The sequence below is a fragment of the Pseudomonas indica NBRC 103045 genome, from assembly GCF_002091635.1.
GTDB lineage: Bacteria > Pseudomonadota > Gammaproteobacteria > Pseudomonadales > Pseudomonadaceae > Pseudomonas_M > Pseudomonas_M indica.
Map to the genome: position 1 here is coordinate 38,149 of NZ_BDAC01000004.1, position 20,764 is coordinate 58,912.

Below are 20,764 nucleotides of genomic sequence, written 5' to 3' on the forward strand. Positions count from 1 at the left end.
GGGGTCGTCCTTCTTGCAGTAAATTCGTCGGGGTCATACCTGGCGGCGGGCGAACGACCGCCCGGCCAGCGCCAGCGCCGCACCGGCCCAGGCCACCAGGGCCAGCCACAGGAGCGTGTTGCCCAGTGGCAGCTCGCTGCCCAGGCTCATCACGCCCATGCCGCTGCCGACGGCGTCGAAACCGGAGAGGTTGATCAGCCGATAGAGATCGGCCGGGTTGAACAGCAGCAGCCAGGGCAACCATTCGGGATCGAAACGGCCCTGGCCGAGCACCAGCAGCGCCAACAGCACCAAGTCGAAGACCAGCACGAAGAGAAACCACACCCCCAGCGCCAGCCCGGCTGCGCTGGATTTTTCCGTCACCCTGGCGCTGAGCGCGTAGGCCAGGGCGAGGAACACCAGCCCCAGCAGCAGCGACGACAGCATGAAGCGGCCGAAGGCCCAGGCCAGCAGAGCGATGTCCACCTGATCGACCAGCAGGCCGATGGCCAGCGCCGCGCCGCCGAAGCCGATCAGGGTAGCGAGGCCGAGGATCAGGCCGTGGCCGAGGAATTTGCCGAGCAGGATATGGCCCCGCCCCAGCGGGTAGGTCAGCAGCAACAGCAGGGTGCCGCCCTCGTCCTCGCCGACGATGGCGTCGTAGGCCAGCAGCAGCGCGATCAGCGGCATGAGGAAGGTGGCCAGGCTGGCGAGACTGGCGATGGTCGCCGGGATCGAGGTGAAGCCCACCTGCCCCGACGCCGCCGCGCCGAACCAGGCGATGCCCACGGCGAGCACGGCGAACAACAGGCTGATGGCGAGCAGCCAGCGGTTGCGCAGGCCGTCGCGGAGTTCCTTGCGGGCGATGGTCCAGATCGGGTTCATGCGTGTTCGCTCCGTACCGCGCCCATGAAGTGGCGATAGAGGTCTTCCAGGGACGGCTGATGGACTTCGATATCGGCCACCCCGCCCTCCTCCAGCAGTTGCCGCAGCAGGCCGAGCTTGCCGGCGGCCGGGGTATCGATTTCCAGGCTGTGGCCGTTGAGCCGCCGCGCCGCGTGCCCGGCCGAGGTCAGCCGTTGCAGCCAGGGCTGCGGATCGTCCAGGCCGGCGGCACGGATGCGCACCGGCAGGCCGGCTTCCAGGCGCAGGGCAGCCAGGGTGCCCATGGCCTGCAGGCGCCCCCCGGCGAGGATGGCGGCGCGGTCGATATGCGCCTCCACGCCGGGCAGCACATGGGAGCAGAGGATGATGCTGGTGCCCTGCTCACGCAGACGGTCCACCAGCCGGTAGAGCGACTGGGTGGCGATGGGGTCGAGGCCGACGGTGGGTTCGTCGAGCAGCAGCAGGCGCGGTGCGCCGAGCAGCGCCTGGGCCAAGCCGAGGCGCTGGCGCATGCCTTTGGAATAGGTTTTCACCCGCCGGTCCGCCGCCGCGGCGAGCCCCACCTCGTCGAGCAGCGCATCCGCCTGGTCGGTCGCCGCGCCCTTGAGGCGGGCGAAGTGGTGAAGTGTCTCGCGCCCGCTGAGCTGGGGGTAGAAGGTCACGTTCTCCGGCAGATAGCCGAGCTGGCGGCGTACCGCCAGGCTCTCGGCGCGCTCGCCGAGCACCGTCACCCGCCCCTCGCTCGGGCGCAGCAGGCCGAGGATCAGCTTCATGGTGGTGGTCTTGCCGGCGCCGTTGTGGCCGAACAGGCCGAGCACTTCGCCCGGCGCCAGGCGGAGGTGGAGGTCGTCGAGCACGGTGAGCGCGCCGAAGCGCTGGCTCACGCCTTCGATATCCACGGCATTCATGGGGTGTCCTCCGTGGCCGCCGGTGGCGACCAGCGCATCAGGGGGTGGCTGTCTTCGACGCCCGGCGAGCGGATCACCGGAAAGGCCCGCTGCACCCAGCGCAGCAGTTCGATGCCGGGGCTGTGCATCAGCAGGCGCACCTGGGGGTAGGTCCAGAGCAGGCGGTCGACGTTGTCGTTCGGTTCGTAGGCGACGTCGCCGAGGCCATCGCCGTTGCGGTCCCAGCCCAGGTAGTCGCTCCAGTAGTTGCCGCGTCCCTCGTGGGACCACTCCTGGCGGCGGGTGGCGACGTACTTGACCTGCTGACGGTTGTTGACGAAGGCGTTGCCGGCGATGCGGTTGTCCTCGGAGCCGGCGGTGAGGTGAATGCCCAGGGCACTGCCCTCGAAGCGGTTGCCCTCGATCTGGTTGAACAGCGAGTTGTAGATGAACAGGGCCTTGCCTTCGGCGCCGGAGATCATCGCATCGCCGTCGCCGCCGGGCCGCACGTCGATGACCTGGTTATCGCGCAGCGTCGAGTAGGTGATGTAGTTCATCAGGATGCCGTAGTTGCCGTCCTGCTCCGAGTGGTTGCCGATCACAGTGAGCTGGCGGCTCTGCATCAGCGCGTAGCCGGTGCGGGTGCGCAGGGTGGCGTTCCCGATGATGCGGTTGTTGTGGGAGAACATGTAATGGATGCCATAGCGCAGGTCGCGCAGGCGGTTGCCTTGCAGCAGGTTGTCGTTGGAGGTGTCGATGTAGATGCCGTCGCGTACGTCCCAGATGCGGTTGTCGATCACCTGGGCGCCGCTCACGGCGTAGAGGTGCACGCCGTTGCCGCGGTCCTGGGAGCGCAGGCGGGTGTCGCCTTCGATGTCGTTATCGCGGATCAGCGTCCCGCGGCTGGCATCGACCCAGATGCCGAAGCCCGGCCCGCTCAGGCGGTTGTGTTCGATATGCGCGTTGGCGGCCTGGCGTTCGACGAATATGCCCGAGTCCATGGCGCCGAGGTCGCGGCCCCAGTTGCGCAGGGTGCAGCCGCTGACGGTCACGTCCGATGCGGCCAGGGTCAGCGCGCTGCCGGTTCCGCCGGCGTCCAGTATCGCGCCCTCGGCACAGCGCAGGGTCAGCGGGCGGTCGATGCGGAAGTTGCCGTGGTATTCGCCGGCCGGGAGTTCCCAGTGCTGGTCGGCCACCGACTTCAAGGGCAACTCATCGATCGGCCGGGTATCTGCCAGAGCTTGGCCAAGACAGGCGCAGAGCGGAAGGAAGATCAAGATGCGCAGCATGGTCGGTACAGGCAACAAGGCTCATGTCCAATGACTGCCCCATCCGGGGCGGAATACATGCCGCGCGCAGGTATCGGCCTGACACGCGGCTGATCGAGAGGCGGCGGGGCAAGTCGCTCCTCACCCCTCCCCCTCACACCTTTCCCCTCATCAAGCCGGCTCGACGATCATCCGGCCCACCATCTCCATGTGCAGGGCGTGGCAGAACCAGTTGCAGTAGTACCAGTGCACCCCCGGCTTGTCGGCAGTGAAGGTGATGGACGAGGTCTGCTGCGGGCTGATCTCCATGCTCACGCCGTGGTTGACCATGCAGAAGCCGTGGGTGACGTCTTCGATCATGTCCATGTTGGTGATCACCACGGTGACCTGGTCGCCCTGCTTCACGTTGAACTCGGTGATGCCGTAGGTGGGCGCGGTGGAGGTCATGTAGACGCGGACCTTGTTGCCGTCGCGGATGACCTTGTTGTCGGTCTCCAGCTTCACCCCGTCCTTGGCGGCCATGGCCACGGTGTCGGCGAAGAACGGGTCGTCGCGGCTCCAGATTTTCTTCGTCCGGATCTGGTCGCGGTGGGCCAGGATGCAGTCGTGCGGCTCGGCGAAGGTGGGGCCGTCGTGCACCAGGCGCATTTCCTCGCCGGAGATATCGATGAGCTGGTCGTTCTCGGCATGCAGCGGGCCGACCGGCAGGAAGCGGTCCTTGGAGAACTTGCAAAGCACCACCAGCCACTTGCCATCGGCATCGCGGGACTCGGTGAGCGACGCGTGGTTGTGGCCCGGCTGGTATTGCACGTCGAGCTTCTGGCGGATGTAGGCGACCTTCTCGCCCTTGTAGGCGCGGATGGCATCGTCCAGGTTCCACTTCACCACCTGGCTGTCGATGAACAGCGTGGTGTAGGCGTTGCCGCGGTTGTCGAAGGTGGTGTGCAGCGGGCCGAGGCCGAGTTCCGGCTCGGCGATCACCACCTCGCGCGGGTCCTTCAGCTTGTTGTCGAAGAGATCGTCCAGGCGCGCGATCTCGATCATCGACACGGTGGGCGAGAGCTTGCCGTTGGCGATGAAGAAACGGCCGTCCGGCGAGGTGTTGAGGCCGTGCGGGTTCTTCGGCACCGGGATGTAGCGGGTCAATTCGGAACCGGCGCGGCCGTCCACCACCGGCACCTTGGAATCGCCGAGGGTCTTGAAGTGGCCCGCCTTGATCGCCGCCTCGATGCGCGGGATGTTGAACACCACCACCCAGTCGCGCTCGTTGCGCATCATGCCGGCCAGGTCGTTGGCCTTCTCCGAGTTGTAGCAGGTGGCGGCGGCGTACTTGCCGCTGTAGTCGGCGTCGGTGTTATCCAGGTTGCCGTCGACGATCACCTGGAAGGCCACTTCCATGGTGTCGGCGTTGACCGCGTTGAACATCGTGTAGCGCTCGGCGGCATCGAGATTCTTCAGGTTGCTACCGTCGTTCGGGTGCGGGATGACGAACTCGCCGTTGCAGAACACGTACTGCGTGCGCGGCACCTTCTGCAGCCGCAGGCCGTGGATGGCCTGGACGTTGGGGACGGTCACCATCTTGTCGCACTTCATGATGTCCAGGCGGATGCGCGCGACGCGGCTGTTGGCCTTGTCGTTGATGAACAGGTACTTGCCGTCGTAGCGCCCGTCGGTCATGGAGATGTGCGGGTGGTGGCTGTCGCCGTTGAGGAAACGCGCGCTGTCGCCCAGCACCCGCCGGCTTTCGTCAGTCAGGCCCCAGCCGGTGGCCGAGTCGACGTTGAACACCGGGATGCGCATCAACTCGCGCATGGACGGCACGCCCAGCACCCGGACCTCGCCGGAGTGGCCGCCGCTCCAGAAGCCGTAGTACTCGTCCAGTTCGCCGGGCTCGATGTGAATCTTCTGCTGTGCGTCCTTCACCGCCGCGGCCCAGGATTCGCGGCTCATCACCGCGCCGCCGAGGGCGGTGGCGCCGGCCAGGGCGGTGAGGCCGGTGGCGGCGGTGGCGCCGAGAAAGCCGCGGCGACTCAGGCCGAGTTTTTCGTCGTCCCGCTCCGTCTTTCTGTCACTCATGGGTGTTGCTCCTGTTGGCAGTCATCGTTTGAGGTGTCGGTTCAGTCGGCGATGTCCAGCTGCACCACGGCGATGGTTTCCATGGCCGCGACCGGTGCCGTCTTGTCGCGCTGGCGACGCTTGCGCTTGGCGATCAGCGGCGGGCACTTGCTGGCGTTGTGATAGGTGACCTGGCAGTCCAGGCAGTGGTGGCATTCGTTGGCGTCGATCCGCCCGTCCGGGTGGATGGCCTGGATCTCGCACTCGTGGGCGCAGAGCTGGCAGGGGGTGCCGCACTCCTTGCGCCGCTTGAGCCAGTCGAACAGGCGCAGGCGGCTGGGGATCGCCAGGGCCGCGCCCAGCGGGCAGATGTAGCGGCAATAGACCTTGCGGGTGAACACGTTGATCACCAGCAGGATCACGACGTACAGCACGAACCACCACTGGCGGTCGAACTTCAGGGTGATGGCGGTCTTGAACGGCTCCACCTCGGCGAAGCGTTCGGCGGTAGCCATGGATTCCAGGGAGAGGCCGAACAGCGCCAGGAGGATCAGGTACTTCACCGCCCACAGCCGCTCGTGCACGGCGAAGGGCAACTCGAACTGGCGGACCTTCAGCTTGCGCGCGACTTCGTTGATCAGCTCCTGCAGGGCGCCGAACGGACACAGCCAGCCGCAGAACACGCCACGGCCCCAGAGCAGGATGCTCGCTGCGGTGAAGGTCCAGAGGATGAACAGGATCGGGTCGCTGAGGAACAGCTCCCAGCGGAACCCCTCCATCAGCGCATGGACGAAGGTCAGCACGTTGACGATGGAGAGCTGCCCCAGGGCGTACCAGCCGATGAAGCCGACGGTGAACACCAGATAGGCGCGGCGCAGGTTGTGCAGCAGGCGCGGGAAGCGCACGAAGTAATCCTGGAGGAACAGGATCACCAGCAGCACGCCGAGGCCAACACCGAGCACGCCGATCTGGAACGCGCGGCCGTACCAGATCGACACCCACATCGGCCGGGCCGCTTCTTCCGCCGCCGCCAGTTCCTCGGCGGTGGGCGCCGGACGCTCGAAGTAGGCGTTGGGGAGCTGGTAGTCCAATTGGAAGCTGGCGAATTCGCCGCTGGTCGGCCCGGTCTGGCGGCGCACCAGCAATTCCAGGCCCCAGGGGTTGCCCGGGTCGAATTCATGATGGTCGCGGACGATGAACATCCCCAGCTCGGCGAAATCCGGCGCCCCCTCGATGCGCAGGCCGCCGAGGCGCTGGAAGTCGAGGTCGCGGAAGCTGATGGTCTCGCCACCCTGGCGCATCTGGATGCGGTCGAAGATGCCGCCGCGCACATAGCCCGAGCCCTTGAAGGAATAGAGGCCATTGCCCAACAGGACGATGGCGTGCTCGCCGGGTTTCAGTTCGCCGGTCAGCCAGTCGAACTGGTTTTCCCCGAGCAGGTTGCGGCCGATGCCGGGCACGTCGAGCTGGGCCACGTAGAGGTCGATGAAGGTGTCGTCGCGGTGGTCGGCGGGGGCGGCTTCCACCCCTTCGGCGGGGCTGCCGACGAAGGCGTCGTCCACCTGGCCGCGGGTCAGGTGCAGGCGGCGGATCGCGCCATTGCCGGTCAGGGCCGTCCAGTCCGCCGGCTGGAACAGGTCGCGCCGGATCAGCGCCGGCTTCTGCTTCCGGGCCGCCGCCTCATCGACCAGCCCCAGCGAGACCGCCACCTTGTGCGCCGCGCGCATGATCGTTTCGTTCACCACCATCACGGTCACGGTGGCGCCGGTGACGGCATCCACGGTGATGGTCTCGGGGTCGCTGGAATGACCGACCACCACCCGCCGGCTCACCTCGACGCCGCGGTACTTATCGGTGAAGTCGTGCAGCTTCTGCTCGGGAATGCCCACCAGCAGGATCGGCTCGTGGTGCTCCAAGACGTAGGCATCACGGATCACCCCGTCGGGGCCGAGCAGCACCTGCAGGTTGACCGGCTTGCCGGAGTAGGCCGGGATGTCCACCACCTGGCGGGTCTGAAAGGCATAGGCGAGCGTCTTGCCGCCCGCCGTGACGGTGCGCACCTGGAAGTCGCCGGCCGGCTCGGACAGCGCCTCGGCCTGCGGGAACACCGTGCGAATGCGCTGCCACTCGCGGTCGCTGTCATTGGCGGCGGCGTGCAGCGGAACGGACAGGAGGCAGGCCAGCAGCAACAACCAGAACGGTAGGAGCGGAACGTCGAGGGAACGGAGGCGCGACAGGGGCATGGGGTGGACAGCACTGATATCAAGATGAGTCCACGGTAAAAGACCGCTCGGCCCGCCCTCCTTGATCAAAATCAAGGAGCCCTCTCCCGCTGCCGCCCCCTTGATCCCGGTCAATAACCGCCCCCGCACGGGCGGAGCTTCCGCCGTTCTTGATCGAGGTCAAAGGGTCCCCCGCCGTTCCGACCTAGCATCGCGACGACGCGGGCGGCGGTTGCCGCACCGACGACACAACGCACACAGCCGGCGCGACATCCGCGCCAAACCCGAGGAAACCCGATGAAGAGATTTGCCCTTCCGCTGCTGGCCGGCGCGCTGCTGCTGCCCGCCCAGTCCCTGCTCGCCGCCGATGGCGAAGCCCTGTTCAAGAGCAAGCCCTGTGTGGGCTGCCATACCGTCGACAGCAAGCTGGTCGGCCCGGCGCTCAAGGAGGTCGCGGCGAAATACGCCGGTCAGGCCGACGCGGCGGCCACCCTCGCCCTGCACATAAAGAACGGTACCCAGGGCAACTGGGGCCCCATCCCGATGCCGCCAAACGCAGTGACCGAAGAGGAAGCCTCGGTCCTGGCCAACTGGGTACTGACCCTCAAATGAAAAAACGGGTGGTCCGGCATGCCGGACCACCCATTCCTCTTGCTACGGGTCGAATCGAACGATTAAACAGGCCGTTGAAAAATGTTGGCGAGGCAGCCGAGACAAGGCAAAAACGACCGAAAAAGCGCAGTTTACGTTCTGTAAATGAGCATTTTGAGGTCGTTTTTAACGCCGTATCGGCAACGCAGGTAGTTTTTCAACGGCCTGTTAACCCGGATGCCCATCCACCCGCATCTGACACAGCATCGGCGCGTAGCGCCACAGATAGATCGCGAACGCCAGCGCCCAGCAGATCCCCGCCAGCCATAGCGCCGGCAGCGGCCAGACACTCACCAGCACCACCCGCGAGAAGGTCCCGATATGCAACAGGGCGAATGCCGTGGCGACGCCACTCGGCAGCTCCAGCGCACGGCCGGTATGGCCGAGGGTGACACGGGCGAGCATCGCCAGGATCAACCCGGCCATGGCGCCCACGGTGAGCGCATGCAGGGCCTGGCTGGCATTGCCCAGCAGGCCGAGATGCCAAACAGCCATGCCGACCAGCGCCAGCACCAGCCAGGCATAGGCCAGGTGCAACGACCAGAGCAGCGGCACGCGCCAATAGGCCATGTCGTGCCAGCGCAACAGCCGCCAGAGATGACCGGCACCGAGAGCCAGGAACAGCACCGCACCGAGCGGCCCCGGTTGCAGCAGCGGCCCGGCGGCGGTGAGCAGCGCAACCAGGATGCCGCCGACCAGCAGCGACAGGTCGAGCCAGAGGATCGGCTGCACCATCTCCACCCGACCGAGACCGCGCTGGGTGAAGAACGGGATCACCCGCCCGCCGATCATGCCCATCAAGGCCGCGATCAACCAGAGTCCGGCGAGGACGCCACGGCGTTGCAGGCCGTCGTCGCCCAGGCCGAGCCCGGCGAGACTGAGCAGATTGGCTGCCGCCATCAGGCCGAGCACCAGCACGATAGGGTAGTTGCGCTTCTGCCGTGCCGCCCAGAGCATGCGCGCCATGACCACCGCCACCGCCGGCAGGAACAACGCATCCAGTAGGATCACCGCCGGCACCGGCGCACCGCCCAACCAGGCCAGGCGGCCCGTCAGCCAGAGTCCGGCGAGCAGCCCCAGCGGCCGGCCGGACAGGCCGGGCCGGCCGGTCCAGGTCTGCACCGCGGTGAGCAGGAAGCCGGCGACGATGGCCACGCCGAAACCGAACAGCATTTCGTGACGATGCCACGCCAGCCAGCCGCCCGCCGGCTGCCAGCCGGGCAACAGGCCGCCCAGGGCCAGCAGCCAGAGCGGCACGGCGATCAGCGCGTAGGCCGCGCCGCCGAGAAAGAACGGCCGGAACCCCAGGCGCAACACGGGCGGAATCGCCATCGCCCGGCGGCGATCAACAATGAGCACAACGACTCTCCTTCTTCTGCTGAGCCAGCAGACGCATCACATAACCGATCTTCAGCAGGGCCGGGCCCAGCACCGTCAGCGCATGCGCACCGACCAGCACACCGAGCGCCAGCCGGGCCTCGAACAGATAGGCACCGGCCAACCCCACCAGCAACAGCAGCAGACCGCCCAGCAGGAGGGAGTCGGCCAGCCGCCGAAGACGCCACGGACATTCGAACCACGAAACCATGCGTTGTCTCCTTTCTACCGGGCGGCAGGCTGTGCCGCCTTGATCGGAATCAGTTATCCAGTGCCGAGGCCGGCCCGAAGAACTCGTAATGGCATTGCCCCTCCGGCACACCCAGCTCGCGCAGATGCCGCTTCATCAGGGCCATGAACGGCTTGGGCCCGAGGAAGTAGGCATCGAGGTCGCGCTCCGCCGGCAGCCAGTCGGCCAGGCTCTCGCGGTTCAGCAGACCGATGGCGTCTGCTGCCCGGTCGTCAGGGCGAGGCTCGCTGTAGCAGACGTAGTGCCTGAGTTGCGGATGCTTTGCCGCCTGCTCGTCGAGCCAGTCGCGGAAGGCATGCACGCCGGCATGCCGGGCGCAGTGGATGAAGTGCACCGGTCGCCCGCTCGGCAGTGCCGCCTCCAGCATGCTCAACGCCGGGGTGATGCCGACCCCGGCGGTGATCAGCGCCAGCGGCTTGCGCGACGGCCGCAGGACGAACTCGCCCGCCGGCGGGAACAGTTCCAGGCGGTCGCCTACCTTCACCTGTTCGTGCAGATAACCGGACACCTTGCCGCCCGCCTCGCGCTTGACGCTGATGCGGTAGTCGCGGCCATTCGGTGCGGCAGACAGCGAGTAGTTACGGCGCACTTCCTCGCCATCGATCACCAGGCGCAGGCCGATGTACTGGCCCGGCAGGAAATCCGCCAGGGCGCCACCGTCGGCTGGACGCAGGTGGAAGGAAACGATCTCGTCGCTCTCAGACACCCGCCGCGCCACCTCGAACGACCGCGTCCCGCGCCAGCCGCCGGGTTGGTTGGCACTGGCAGCATAGACTTCCTCTTCCGCCCCGATCAGCAGGTCGGCCAGTTGCTGGTAGGCAGCAGCCCAGGCGGCGATCACCTCGTCGGTGGCGATCTCCTCCCCAAGCACCTCGCGGATCGCCCGCAGCAGGCAGGCACCGACGATGGGGTACTGCTCGGGCAGCACCTGCAGCGACACATGCTTCTGCACGATCTGCCCGACCAGCGGGCCGAGGGCTTCGAGCCGATCGATATGGCGCGCGTACATCAGCACGCCGTTGGCCAGGGCCCGCGGCTGGTCGCCGCTGGCCTGGTGTGCCTGGTTGAATAGCGGGCGCACTTCCGGATGTTCGCCGAGCATGATCCGGTAGAAATGCCGGGTCAGGGCTTCGCCGCCGGTTTCCAGCAGGGGAACGGTGGCTTTCACAAGGGCACGGTGTTGAGCGGATAGCATCATGGGCTCCGTCGATTTATTGGGAGGGGTGGAGACGCCCGTTCTCGCGGCGGACCTGCTGGCCCACGGAGAATTCGGCGTTGGGAGAACGCACGTCGACTTCACCGGTCGCGGTCTTCACCCGGTAACCGGTCTGGCTCAGGCCGCTGGCGTCCTGGACGGTGCGCCCGGCGAACAATCCGAGACCGCCACCCACCAGGGCACCGATCGGACCGCCAGCCGCACCGCCGATCAGTACGCCGCTGAGCCCGCCATACACGGCACCCGCCGTGTTGTCGTGCTGGACGGCCAGCACTTCGTCGGCCTGGACGGATGCGCTGGCCAGCAGGCTGGCCGCGACGATGAAAGAGAGGGAAAACTTCATACTTGACTCCTCTGACGTGCTAGGTTTCTCTCCCTGTGCATTTCAGTTTTCGTGCCACAAATTAATTCCTTATAAATCAATAAGTTGATAAAAATAGATGTCATTATGACAACGAAGTATCGCTGTCGTAACGACAACAGAGCGTCAGAATGACTACGAACCCCTTGCTCAGTGCCCTGCTCCCCCTGGTCGACGACCTGACCCGCGATCTGCCCGACGGCGAGCGCTATCGCCGGCTGCTGCAATCCCTGCGCGAACTGATGCCGTGCGACGCGGCGGCGTTGCTGCGCCTGGAAGACGACCAACTGGTCCCGCTGGCGGTGGACGGCCTGAGCACCGACACCCTCGGGCGCCGCTTCAAGCTGGCCGAGCACCCGCGCTTCACCGCCCTGCTGGCGCGCAATGGGCCGACCCGTTTCGCCGCCGACAGCGGCCTGCCCGACCCTTACGACGGCTTGGTCGAGGGTCATCGTGGCCATCTCGAGGTGCACGACTGCATGGGCTGCCCGCTGTTCATCGACGACCGCCCCTGGGGCCTGCTCACCCTGGACGCCCTCGACCCATCCCGCTTCGGCCGGATCGACCTGGACAACCTGGAAACCTTCGCCCGCCTCGCCGCCGCCACGGTGAAGGCCACCGAACGCCTGAGCAGCCTGGCACTGCGAGCGGAGAACGAGCACCAGCTCGCGGAGACCTACCGCCAGGCCGCCAGCCAGGCGCAGAGCCGCGAACTCATCGGCCAGAGCCCAGCCCACCGGCGGCTGCTGGAAGAAATCGAACTGGTGGCGGGCAGCGACCTGACCGTGCTGATCAGCGGCGAAACCGGGGTCGGCAAGGAGTTGGTGGCCCAGGCCATCCATGACCGCTCCAGCCGTGCCAACCGCCCCCTCATCAGCCTGAACTGCGCCGCCCTGCCGGAAACCCTGGTGGAAAGCGAACTATTCGGCCACGTGCGCGGCGCCTTCTCCGGCGCGGTGGGCGACCGCAGCGGCAAGTTCGAACTGGCGGACGGCGGCAGCCTGTTCCTCGATGAGGTCGGCGAGTTGCCGCTGAGCGTCCAGGCCAAGCTGCTACGGGTGTTGCAGAGCGGGCAGTTGCAGCGCGTCGGCTCCGATCGGGAACACCGGGTGGACGTCCGGGTGCTGGCCGCGACCAACCGCAACCTCGCCGACGAAGTGCGTGCCGGGCGCTTCCGTGCCGATCTCTATCACCGACTCAGCGTGTACCCGTTGCAGGTCCCGCCCCTCCGCGAACGCGGCCGCGACATCCTGCTGCTGGCCGGCTACTTCCTCGAACAGAACCGCCCGCGTCTGCGGGTGCGCAGCCTGCGCCTGGCGGCGGACGCCCAGGCTGCGCTGCTGGCCTACGATTGGCCGGGCAACGTGCGTGAACTGGAGCACCTGATCGGCCGCGCCGCCCTCAAGGCCCTGGCTGCCAATGGCGAGCGACCACGCATCCTCAGCATCGGCACCGCCGACCTGGACCTGCAGCCACGCCGCCCTGCTGAGCGACAGGCCGATGCCGTCGCCGCTCCCGGCGCCGCCGTGGACCTGCGCCAGGCCCTGGACGACTACCAGCGCCAACTGATCGCCGCCGCTTTGCAACGCAACCAGGACAACTGGGCCGCCGCCGCCCGCGACCTCGGCCTGGACCGCGCCAACCTGCATCGCCTGGCGCGCCGTCTCGGTCTCAAAAGCGCCACCTGAGAACCTGTTTACGCTCTCGCGAGCTAGAGCCATGCAAGGCCTCGGCGGCCCCACAAAAACAGGCGAGGACGCGGAGTTTACGAGTTGTAAATGAGCATTCCGAGCCTGTTTTTAACGCAGCAGAGCCGACGCGCAGCAGATCGTAAACAGGTTCTGAGCGCGCGACAGCCCGCACGTCACGGGGTTACGGCTGGACGGCCGAAGCCGCTTCGCTATAATCGCCGGCGTACGTTCCGGGAACTTGAAATGCGGAACGTTGCCTCAGGAAAACGGCTGCTCCTCGCAGCCCCTATAGGCGACCGTAGCAGCGAAAACCCTCCTTTTTCGCGTTGTCGCCGACCTGCCATAGCAAAGGAAACACAGTGACGAAAGACGAACTGCGCGCCGAACTGGAGCGTCAGGCGAAGCGTTATAAGGATATTTACGGCGGAGAAGTCACCACCTACGCCGCTCAACCGGACCCCGAGCGCAAGCCGTGGCGCAAGCGATCCAACCTTCTCGACCAGGCCTTCCAGAAAGAACTGGAGCGCATCGAGAAAGAAAAAGCCAAGAAAGAAGCCTCCGCGACCGACAATCCGGACTGAAAGCGGTTGCGCGGCATCCGCAGCCGCCTGCCTCTGGAAAAGCACCACGCCAGGCAATCGCGACTCGCTGCCCAACGTGGCATCACCGGAGTCAGCGCCGCTTGCCGCCCAGCAGCGAGCCCATCAGCCCTCGCGCCAACTGCCGCCCCAGTTGATTGGCCGCTTGGCGCAAGGCGGTCTTCATCACCTGGCCGGCGAGGCTGCCGATCAGGTCGCCGGCCATTTCGCCGAAACCGCCACCGCCCGCTCCCGTGCCGGCAGAAGGCTTCGACGCCGGAGCGGCCGAGGCTTCACTCGCTTTCGCCGCGCGGGCGGTGAGCATTTCATAGGCCGATTCGCGATCCACCGGTTTGTCGTAACGCCCACCCAAGGGTGACTGGCGGATGACTGCTGCGCGCTCGACCTCGCTCAACGGACCGATCCGCGATTGCGGCGGCGCGATAGCAACCCGCTCGACCATGGCCGGCGTGCCCTTCTCTTCCAGGGTCCCGACCAGCGCTTCGCCGATGCCTAGTTCGGTGAGCACGCTCAAGGCATCGAACGCCGGATTCGGCCGGAAACCTTCGGCCACCGCGCGCAGGGATTTCTGCTCCCTGGCGGTGAAGGCACGTAGGCCGTGCTGGATGCGCAGGCCAAGCTGGGCGAGGATCGGGTCCGGCAGGTCGGCGGGCGACTGGGTGACGAAATAGACGCCGACGCCCTTCGAGCGAACCAGCCGCACCACCTGTTCCAGGCGATCCTGCAACGCTTTCGGCGTGTCGGCGAAGAGCAGGTGCGCCTCGTCGAAGAACAGCGCCAGCAGCGGTTTATCCGCATCGCCGCGCTCCGGCAGTTGCTCGAACAGCTCGGCCAGCAGCCAGAGCAGGAAGGTGGCGTAGACCTTTGGCGCTTCGTGCACGAGGCGGCTGGCGTCGAGCAGATGGATACGGCCCCGACCCTCCGCCGTCGGCTGGAGGATGTCCTCCAGTTGCAGGGCCGGCTCGCCGAACAGCGCCTCGGCACCCTGCTGCTCCAGGGTCGCCAGCCGCCGCAACAACGCCTGGGCCGACGCCGAGGTGAACAGGGCGCTGTCGTCGCCGAGCAGGCTGTCGTCGTCCTTCAGATGATTGAGCAGTGCTTTCAAGTCTTTCAGGTCGAGCAGCAGCAGACCTTCGCGATCGGCCACCTGGAAGGTCGCATAAAGCGCCGCCTGCTGGCTGTCGGTGAGGCCGAGCAGATTGCCCAGCAGCAACGGTCCCATCTCGCTCAGGGTGGTGCGCAACGGATGGCCGCTCTGCCCGTGAACGTCCCACAGCGTCACCGGGTAGGCCTGCGGCTGGTGATTCAGCCAGGGCATGCCGGCGATGCGTTCGGCCACCTTGCCTTGAGGGGCTCCGGCGGCACCGAGGCCGCAGAGGTCACCCTTGATGTCGGCGGCGAACACAGCCACCCCGGCGTCGCTGAACGCTTCCGCGAGCCGTTGCAGGGTCACCGTCTTGCCGGTACCGGTGGCGCCGGCGATCAGGCCGTGGCGGTTGGCCAGTTTCAAGGCCTGGCCAACGGGTTGGCCGGCCGGGTCGGCTCCGAGCAGGAGCCTGTCAAGCATGGGCATCGTGCCCTCCTTTCCATTAAAGCTTTCTGACTGATCGGCCGATAAAGCGGTCATGACGCCAACCCCATCTGGCCGTCAGCGGCAAGGATGTCACAGTGGAGTCGTTCAAACTTCCGCATCCCAGCAGCTTTTCCCATGTGATCAGCTCGTCGTGCGCGAATAGAGAACGGGTTCGAAAGACGGGTGCCAGCTTCCTACCGGACATACAAAGAATGACCAATAACCTGAAGTTCAGCCACAAGATCCTACTCGCCGCCTCCCTGGTGGTCATCGCTGCCTTCACGCTGTTCACGCTGTACAACGATTACCTCCAGCGCAACGCCATCCGCGAGGACCTCGAGGGCTACCTCCACGAGATGGGCGAAGTGACCGCCAGTAACATCCAGAACTGGCTGTCCGGGCGCATCCTCTTGGTGGAAAGCACCGCCGAGGCGATCGCCAGCGACAGCGAGCCGGGCAAGGTCGTCAGCCTGCTGGAGCGCAAGTCGCTGACTTCCACCTTCAATTACACCTACCTCGGCACCGAAGACGGCAGCTTCACCATGCGTCCGGACGACCAGATGCCGGAAGGCTACGACCCGCGCACCCGCCCCTGGTACAAGGATGCGGTGGCCGCCGGCGGTTCGACCCTCACCGAGCCCTACGTGGACGCCGCTTCCGGCAAGCTGATCATCACCATCGCCACGCCGGCACGGCAGGGCAGCAGCTCGGTCGGCGTGGTCGGCGGCGACCTCAGCCTGGAAACCCTGGTGAAGATCATCAACTCCCTGGATTTCGACGGCATCGGCTATGCCTTCCTGGTCAGCGCTGACGGCAAGGTCCTGGTCCACCCGGACAAAGCCATGGTGATGAAGACGCTGCGCGATGTATTCCCGCAGAACACGCCGCGCATCAGCACCGACTTCAGCGAAGTCGAGCTGAACGGCGAGACGCGCATCCTCACCTTCACCCCGGTCGAAGGCCTGCCGTCGGTGCGCTGGTACATCGGCCTGTCCGTGGACAAGGCCAAGGCCTACTCCATGCTCAGCGAATTCCGCGCCTCGGCGATCGTCGCCACGGTGATCGCGGTGATCATCATCATCGCCCTGCTCGGCATGCTGATCCGAGTGCTGATGCAGCCGCTGCACGCCATGGGCCGCGCCATGCAGGACATCGCCCAGGGTGAGGGCGACCTGACCAAACGCCTGGCCATCCAGTCGCAGGATGAGTTCGGCGAACTGGCCACCGCATTCAACCGCTTCGTCGAGCGTATCCACGCGTCCATTCGCGAAGTCGCGGCCGCCACCGGCCAACTCAACCAGGTGGCCAAGCTGGTGGTGAACGCCTCCAACTCGTCGATGGCCAACTCCGACGAGCAGGCCAACCGCACCAACAGCGTCGCCGCGGCGATCAACGAGCTGGGCGCCGCCGCCCAGGAGATCGCGCGCAATGCCGCGGACGCCTCGCACCAGGCGTCCGACGCCCGCCACCAGGCCGAAGACGGCCGTCAGGTGGTGGAAAAGACCATCAAGGCGATGAACGAGCTGTCGGCCAAGATCAGTGCGTCCTGCGCCAACATCGAGGCGCTGAACAGCAAGACCGTGAACATCGGCCAGATCCTTGAGGTCATCAAGGGCATCTCCGAGCAGACCAACCTGCTGGCGCTCAACGCGGCCATCGAGGCGGCGCGTGCCGGGGAGGCCGGCCGTGGCTTCGCGGTGGTCGCCGACGAGGTACGTAACCTGGCGCACCGCACCCAGGAATCGGCCCAGGAAATCCAGAAGATGATCGAGGAGCTGCAGGTCGGCGCCCGCGAATCGGTTTCCACCATGACCGAGAGCCAGCACTACAGCGAAGAGAGCGTGCAGATCGCCAACCAGGCCGGCGAGCGTCTGGGCAGCGTGACCCAGCGTATCGGCGAGATCGACGGCATGAACCAGTCGGTGGCCACCGCCACCGAAGAGCAGACCGCGGTGATCGACTCGCTGAACATGGACATCACCGAGATCAACACGCTGAACCAGGAAGGCGTGGAAAACCTCCAGGCCACCCTGCGTGCCTGTGGCGATCTGGAACAGCAGGCCACCCGCCTGAAGCATCTGGTGGACAGCTTCCGCATCTGACCCGACGCCGGTGCGCCTCGTCTCTGCGGAGCGGGGCGCACCAACTGCTCCTCCCGCGCACCGCAGCCTCTTTCCCCGACCAGACAAAACTCCCACCTGCTCGGCGCCCGCATACCACCCTCTGCCTCTCCGCCTCGTTACCCTGCACTACGCTTTCTTTCAGGCGGATCAAGGAGTCGACCCTCGGAAAAAGCCCATCCTCAAGGCCTTCCGATAGCCAGCGGAACGAACATACGCACCCGTCAGCGGTCCACTTCTTGGCTAGCGGCCTGTTTGGCCGGTTCGGCCCCGTCGTTGCGGCATCCGGGCCCGGTGCTGCATCGGAGCGGACCTTGTCCGCCACGGCACCTCGCTTCGGCCTTTCGCCGCCGACGCCGGTCGACGAACCTGCCGTACGGGCCCCTGGCAGACACGCTCAGTCAGAGGAAGCTTCGAAAGTGCACATCGCTGATATGACCATGTTCTACGCCCCGGCCAGCGGAGGGGTGCGCACTTATCTGGATGCCAAACACCGCCGCCTGTGGCGCTATCCGAATGTCCGCCACAGTGTGCTGATTCCCGGCGCACGGTACTGCCAGCATGGCGGTATCCATGAAGTGCCTGCCCCGGCCCTGCCCTTCGGCCACGGCTATCGTTTTCCGATCCGTCGCGGCCCCTGGCGCAAGGTATTGCGTACCCTGCGGCCGGATCTCATCGAGGTGGGCGACCCCTACCTCACCGCCTGGGCCGCCCTGGACGCGCGCCGGCACCTGGACGTCCCGGTGATCGGCTTCTACCACTCGGACCTGCCGCTGCTGGTGAGCAACCGCATGGGCGTCTGGTTCGGCAACAATGTGGATGCCTACGTCGGCAAGCTGTACGGCCATTTCGACCGGGTGCTCGCGCCCAGCCGGGTCATGGCGGAGAAGCTGCTTCGCCTCGGCGTCCGCGATGTCCATGTCCAACCCCTAGGCGTGGATTTGGAGACCTTCCAGCCGAGCCGCCGTGACCCGCAACTGAAGCGCGAACTGGGCCTTGCGGACGACAGCCGCCTGCTGATCTTCGCCGGCCGCGGTTCGCGGGAAAAAAACCTGCCGGTGCTGCTCGATTGCGCCCGCCACCTGGGCGAGCCGTACCATCTGCTGCTGGTCGGCTCGCACATGCCGACGCGCGTACCGCGCAACGTCTCGGTGATCGACCACTTCTGCAACGCCGACGAAGTCTCCCGGCTGATGGCGAGCAGCGACGCCCTCCTCCATGCCGGCGACCAGGAAACCTTCGGCCTGGTGGTTCTCGAAGCCATGGCCAGCGGTATCCCGGTGGTCGCGGTGCGCGCCGGGGCGCTGGCGGAGATCGTCCCGGAAAGCTGCGGCGAGCTGTGCAAACCCAACGACGGCGCGGCGATGGCCAACGCCGTGCGGGCGCTGTTCGAACGGGACGTGGAACAGCTCGGCCGCCAGGCCCGCCAGCATGTCGAACGCCAGCATGGCTGGGATACCGTGGTGCATGGCCTGCTCGGGCATTACCAGGCGGTGCTCGGCGTTACCCCCGAGCGGATCGCGCGCCATGCCTGAACGCAGCCTGCAATTGGTCCTGCACGATGTCGCACCGGAAACCTGGCCGGATTACCGCGGCTTCATCGAGGCGGTGGACCGGCTGGGCCAGGTCCCCATCACGTGGCTGGTGGTGCCGAACTTCCATCGGCGCAATCCGCTGGAGCGAGACGACGGCTTTCGCCGCCTGCTGGACGAACGCCTGGCACGCGGAGACGAACTGGTGTTGCACGGCTATTTTCACTGCGACGACGGGCCACCTCCGCGCACGCCGCGGCAATACGTCATGCGCCGCCTGTACACCTGGGAGGGCGAGTTCTATGCGCTGGACCACACCCAGGCCCGTGCCCGCCTGGAAGCCGGCGTCGAGCTGTTCCAGCGCTTCGACTGGCCGTTGCGAGGCTTCGTTGCGCCGGCCTGGCTGATGAGCCAGGGCACCCGCCAGGCACTCCGTGAGCTGGGTTTCAGCTACACCAGCACGCCCAACCACCTCTACCGGTTGCCGGACTTCACCCCGATCGAAGCCCCCGGCCTGGTCTGGAGTGCCCGTAGCGCTTGGCGGCGCCGGTTATCCTGGGCGGTCAACCGGAGCCGCGAACAGGTGTTGCAACAGGCCGAAACACTGCGCCTCGGCCTGCATCCAGTGGACATGCGCCATGGGTTGTCGCGGCAGTATTGGCTGGATGCCCTCGAGCGCCTGCTGGAGAGCGGGCGCGAACCGCTGACCAAGTCGGTCTGGCTGGCACGACGCTGGTTGGCGACCCCATGAAGCGCCTGCTCTGGCTGCTGCCCTGCCTGCTGATCGCCCTGCTGATTCCGTTTCTGCTGGGGGGCAGCGACATGTGGCAGCGGCTGGCCAGCTTTCCCTCGCAACTGCTGCTGGCCATGCTCGGGATGATCCTGCTCTGCTGGCTGCTCAACGCCATGCGCCTGCGCCTGCTGCTGGCCGAACGCGCCCGGCAACTGGGCCGGATAAAGAGCATCGGCGTGGTCATGGCCACCGAATTCGCCATCTGCGCCACGCCCGGCGGAACCGGCGGACCTCTGACCCTGATGGCGCTGCTGGCGCGCAACGGCATCCGCCCGGCACGCAGCAGCGCGCTGTTCGCCATCGACCAATTGAACGACCTGCTATTTTTCTTCTGCGCCTTCGCCGGCATCCTGCTGTATGGCCTGTTCCACCGGCTGACACCCAATCTGGAGAACATGCTCGGCCTCAGCGCCGTGCTGTTGCTGGCTGGCTTCGCCGCGATCATCGCTTTGGCTCGCTATCACCGCGCCCTGATCCGTGGGAGCGGCCACCTGCTGGCACGCTTGAAAGTACGCCGGGCGCGGCGCATTCATCTGGCGCGCAAGCTGCTGCATTTCCGCGATGCCTTGCGCGACAGCCTCAACCTGCCGCGCCGACGGCTGGCGCTGATCTTCCTGCTCACCTCCGCACATTGGGGGCTGCGCTTCAGCGTGCTGTACCTGGCGCTCTACGGGCTGGGCGCCGATATCCAGTGGGCTTGGACCTTCCTGATTCAGATGCTCGCACTCAGCGCCGGCCAACTGAGCCTGCTGCCTGGCGGCGTGGGTGGGACGGAGCTGACCTCGGCCGCCCTGCTCGCCCCGCTGGTGGGCAAGTCCACCGCCGCGGCGGCGATCCTGATCTGGCGGGCGATCACCTACTACTTTTATCTGCTGGCCGGCGGGCCGGCGTTCCTGCTGCTCGCCGGACGTCCCTTCCTGCGCCGCCTGATGCGTTTACGCGGCGGTTGAAGGCGGATCGCCGTCCGTTTTCCCGTCAGGTTCGGCAGGCGGCTGGTCAGAATGGAGGGAGCGCCACAGCGCCTCGGCACCGGGGAATTCGGTGCCGTCCTCGTCGCGTAGCGCTTTCGGGTCGTAGCGGCGGACACAGCCTTCGCCCAAGGTTGGCGGTGGGTGCGAAGTGGCGCGGTCGAGCGGGTCTTTCATAGCGATCGCCTGGGGACATGACGGTGAGAGGGTAGCACCCCTGCCGGATACCGTTCGGCAGCTACCCAGAACGAGCGAGCGGCCCCCGCAGTCCAATGCGCGTCGCAGTGCTTGCCGATTACGTGTGAAAGACTGCTGCACCCCTCCGAAGTCCAGGGTT

Annotated in this window: 18 protein-coding genes; 7 read left to right on the forward strand and 11 right to left on the reverse strand. The window is 66.4% G+C overall.

Going from position 1 to position 20,764, the window contains the following annotated elements:
• Window positions 1–33 precede the first annotated feature (33 nt).
• The 5 genes from PIN01S_RS06420 to nosR all read right to left on the reverse strand — a co-directional run bounded on the left by PIN01S_RS06420 (window position 34) and on the right by nosR (window position 7,317).
• Window positions 34–864 carry an ABC transporter permease gene (locus tag PIN01S_RS06420; protein WP_084334536.1) on the reverse strand — a complete coding sequence of 277 codons (831 nt, stop codon included), beginning with the start codon at window positions 862–864 and terminating at the stop codon, window positions 34–36.
• On the reverse strand, window positions 861–1,772 hold the full coding sequence (locus PIN01S_RS06425) for an ABC transporter ATP-binding protein (protein WP_084334538.1): 912 nt from the start codon (window positions 1,770–1,772) through the stop codon (window positions 861–863). The genes PIN01S_RS06420 and PIN01S_RS06425 overlap by 4 nt, the downstream gene beginning before the upstream one ends.
• A complete protein-coding gene (locus tag PIN01S_RS06430) occupies window positions 1,769–3,040 on the reverse strand; it encodes a nitrous oxide reductase family maturation protein NosD (protein ID WP_084334540.1) in 1,272 nt (423 codons plus the stop codon). The genes PIN01S_RS06425 and PIN01S_RS06430 overlap by 4 nt, the downstream gene beginning before the upstream one ends.
• Window positions 3,041–3,190: 150 nt before the next feature.
• Window positions 3,191–5,095 carry a TAT-dependent nitrous-oxide reductase gene (nosZ, locus tag PIN01S_RS06435; RefSeq protein WP_084334542.1) on the reverse strand — a complete coding sequence of 635 codons (1,905 nt, stop codon included), beginning with the start codon at window positions 5,093–5,095 and terminating at the stop codon, window positions 3,191–3,193.
• A gap of 41 nt (window positions 5,096–5,136) precedes the next feature.
• Complete coding sequence (gene nosR / locus PIN01S_RS06440) at window positions 5,137–7,317, reverse strand: transcriptional regulator NosR (protein WP_084334544.1); 2,181 nt, start codon at window positions 7,315–7,317, stop codon at window positions 5,137–5,139.
• A gap of 276 nt (window positions 7,318–7,593) precedes the next feature.
• On the opposite strand from nosR, the gene PIN01S_RS06445 reads away from it, so the two are divergent.
• Window positions 7,594–7,908, forward strand: coding sequence for a c-type cytochrome (locus PIN01S_RS06445; RefSeq protein ID WP_084334545.1), 315 nt, complete (start codon window positions 7,594–7,596; stop codon window positions 7,906–7,908).
• Window positions 7,909–8,115: 207 nt separating this feature from the next.
• On the opposite strand, the gene PIN01S_RS06450 is transcribed toward PIN01S_RS06445, so the two are convergent.
• The 4 genes from PIN01S_RS06450 to PIN01S_RS06465 are packed head-to-tail and all read right to left on the reverse strand — an operon-like array spanning window position 8,116 to window position 11,133.
• Window positions 8,116–9,306, reverse strand: coding sequence for an NnrS family protein (locus PIN01S_RS06450; RefSeq protein WP_084334546.1), 1,191 nt, complete (start codon window positions 9,304–9,306; stop codon window positions 8,116–8,118).
• Window positions 9,293–9,535, reverse strand: a complete 243-nt coding sequence (locus PIN01S_RS06455; protein WP_084334547.1) for a hypothetical protein — start codon at window positions 9,533–9,535, stop codon at window positions 9,293–9,295. The genes PIN01S_RS06450 and PIN01S_RS06455 overlap by 14 nt, the downstream gene beginning before the upstream one ends.
• A gap of 49 nt (window positions 9,536–9,584) precedes the next feature.
• Window positions 9,585–10,769: an NO-inducible flavohemoprotein gene (hmpA, locus tag PIN01S_RS06460; protein WP_084334549.1), complete on the reverse strand. Its 1,185-nt coding sequence runs from the start codon at window positions 10,767–10,769 to the stop codon at window positions 9,585–9,587.
• Between the two features lie 16 nt (window positions 10,770–10,785).
• A complete protein-coding gene (locus PIN01S_RS06465; RefSeq protein WP_084334551.1) occupies window positions 10,786–11,133 on the reverse strand; it encodes a hypothetical protein in 348 nt (115 codons plus the stop codon).
• Window positions 11,134–11,282: 149 nt separating this feature from the next.
• Between PIN01S_RS06465 and norR the strand changes: the two genes are divergently transcribed.
• Together norR and PIN01S_RS06475 are read left to right on the forward strand one after the other, a co-directional pair.
• Complete coding sequence (norR, locus tag PIN01S_RS06470; RefSeq protein ID WP_084334553.1) at window positions 11,283–12,839, forward strand: nitric oxide reductase transcriptional regulator NorR; 1,557 nt, start codon at window positions 11,283–11,285, stop codon at window positions 12,837–12,839.
• 362 nt (window positions 12,840–13,201) lie between these two features.
• Complete coding sequence (locus PIN01S_RS06475) at window positions 13,202–13,423, forward strand: hypothetical protein (protein ID WP_084334555.1); 222 nt, start codon at window positions 13,202–13,204, stop codon at window positions 13,421–13,423.
• A gap of 91 nt (window positions 13,424–13,514) precedes the next feature.
• Here PIN01S_RS06475 and PIN01S_RS06480 read toward each other — a convergent pair whose 3' ends face one another.
• Complete coding sequence (locus PIN01S_RS06480; protein ID WP_425287670.1) at window positions 13,515–15,008, reverse strand: helicase HerA-like domain-containing protein; 1,494 nt, start codon at window positions 15,006–15,008, stop codon at window positions 13,515–13,517.
• Between the two features lie 218 nt (window positions 15,009–15,226).
• Here PIN01S_RS06480 and PIN01S_RS06485 point away from each other — a divergent pair, with 218 nt between their 5' ends.
• The 4 genes from PIN01S_RS06485 (at window position 15,227) to gpgF (ending at window position 20,409) form a co-directional block, all read left to right on the forward strand.
• Window positions 15,227–17,116: a methyl-accepting chemotaxis protein gene (locus PIN01S_RS06485; protein ID WP_084334559.1), complete on the forward strand. Its 1,890-nt coding sequence runs from the start codon at window positions 15,227–15,229 to the stop codon at window positions 17,114–17,116.
• Between the two features lie 437 nt (window positions 17,117–17,553).
• The gene (gpgS, locus tag PIN01S_RS06490) at window positions 17,554–18,669 is read left to right on the forward strand and encodes an N-acetylglucosaminyl phosphatidylglycerol synthase (protein WP_084334561.1); all 1,116 of its coding nucleotides are present in this window, start codon (window positions 17,554–17,556) and stop codon (window positions 18,667–18,669) included.
• Window positions 18,662–19,417 (forward strand): N-acetylglucosaminyl phosphatidylglycerol deacetylase, encoded by a 756-nt coding sequence (gene gpgD / locus PIN01S_RS06495; RefSeq protein WP_084334563.1) that lies wholly within the window; start codon window positions 18,662–18,664, stop codon window positions 19,415–19,417. Before gpgS ends, gpgD begins: the two co-directional genes overlap by 8 nt.
• Window positions 19,414–20,409 (forward strand): glucosaminyl phosphatidylglycerol flippase, encoded by a 996-nt coding sequence (gene gpgF / locus PIN01S_RS06500; RefSeq protein ID WP_084334565.1) that lies wholly within the window; start codon window positions 19,414–19,416, stop codon window positions 20,407–20,409. The genes gpgD and gpgF overlap by 4 nt, the downstream gene beginning before the upstream one ends.
• Here the strand turns inward: gpgF and PIN01S_RS06505 are convergent.
• Window positions 20,395–20,604 carry a hypothetical protein gene (locus PIN01S_RS06505; protein ID WP_084334567.1) on the reverse strand — a complete coding sequence of 70 codons (210 nt, stop codon included), beginning with the start codon at window positions 20,602–20,604 and terminating at the stop codon, window positions 20,395–20,397. The genes gpgF and PIN01S_RS06505 overlap by 15 nt on opposite strands.
• Window positions 20,605–20,764: the final 160 nt, after the last annotated feature.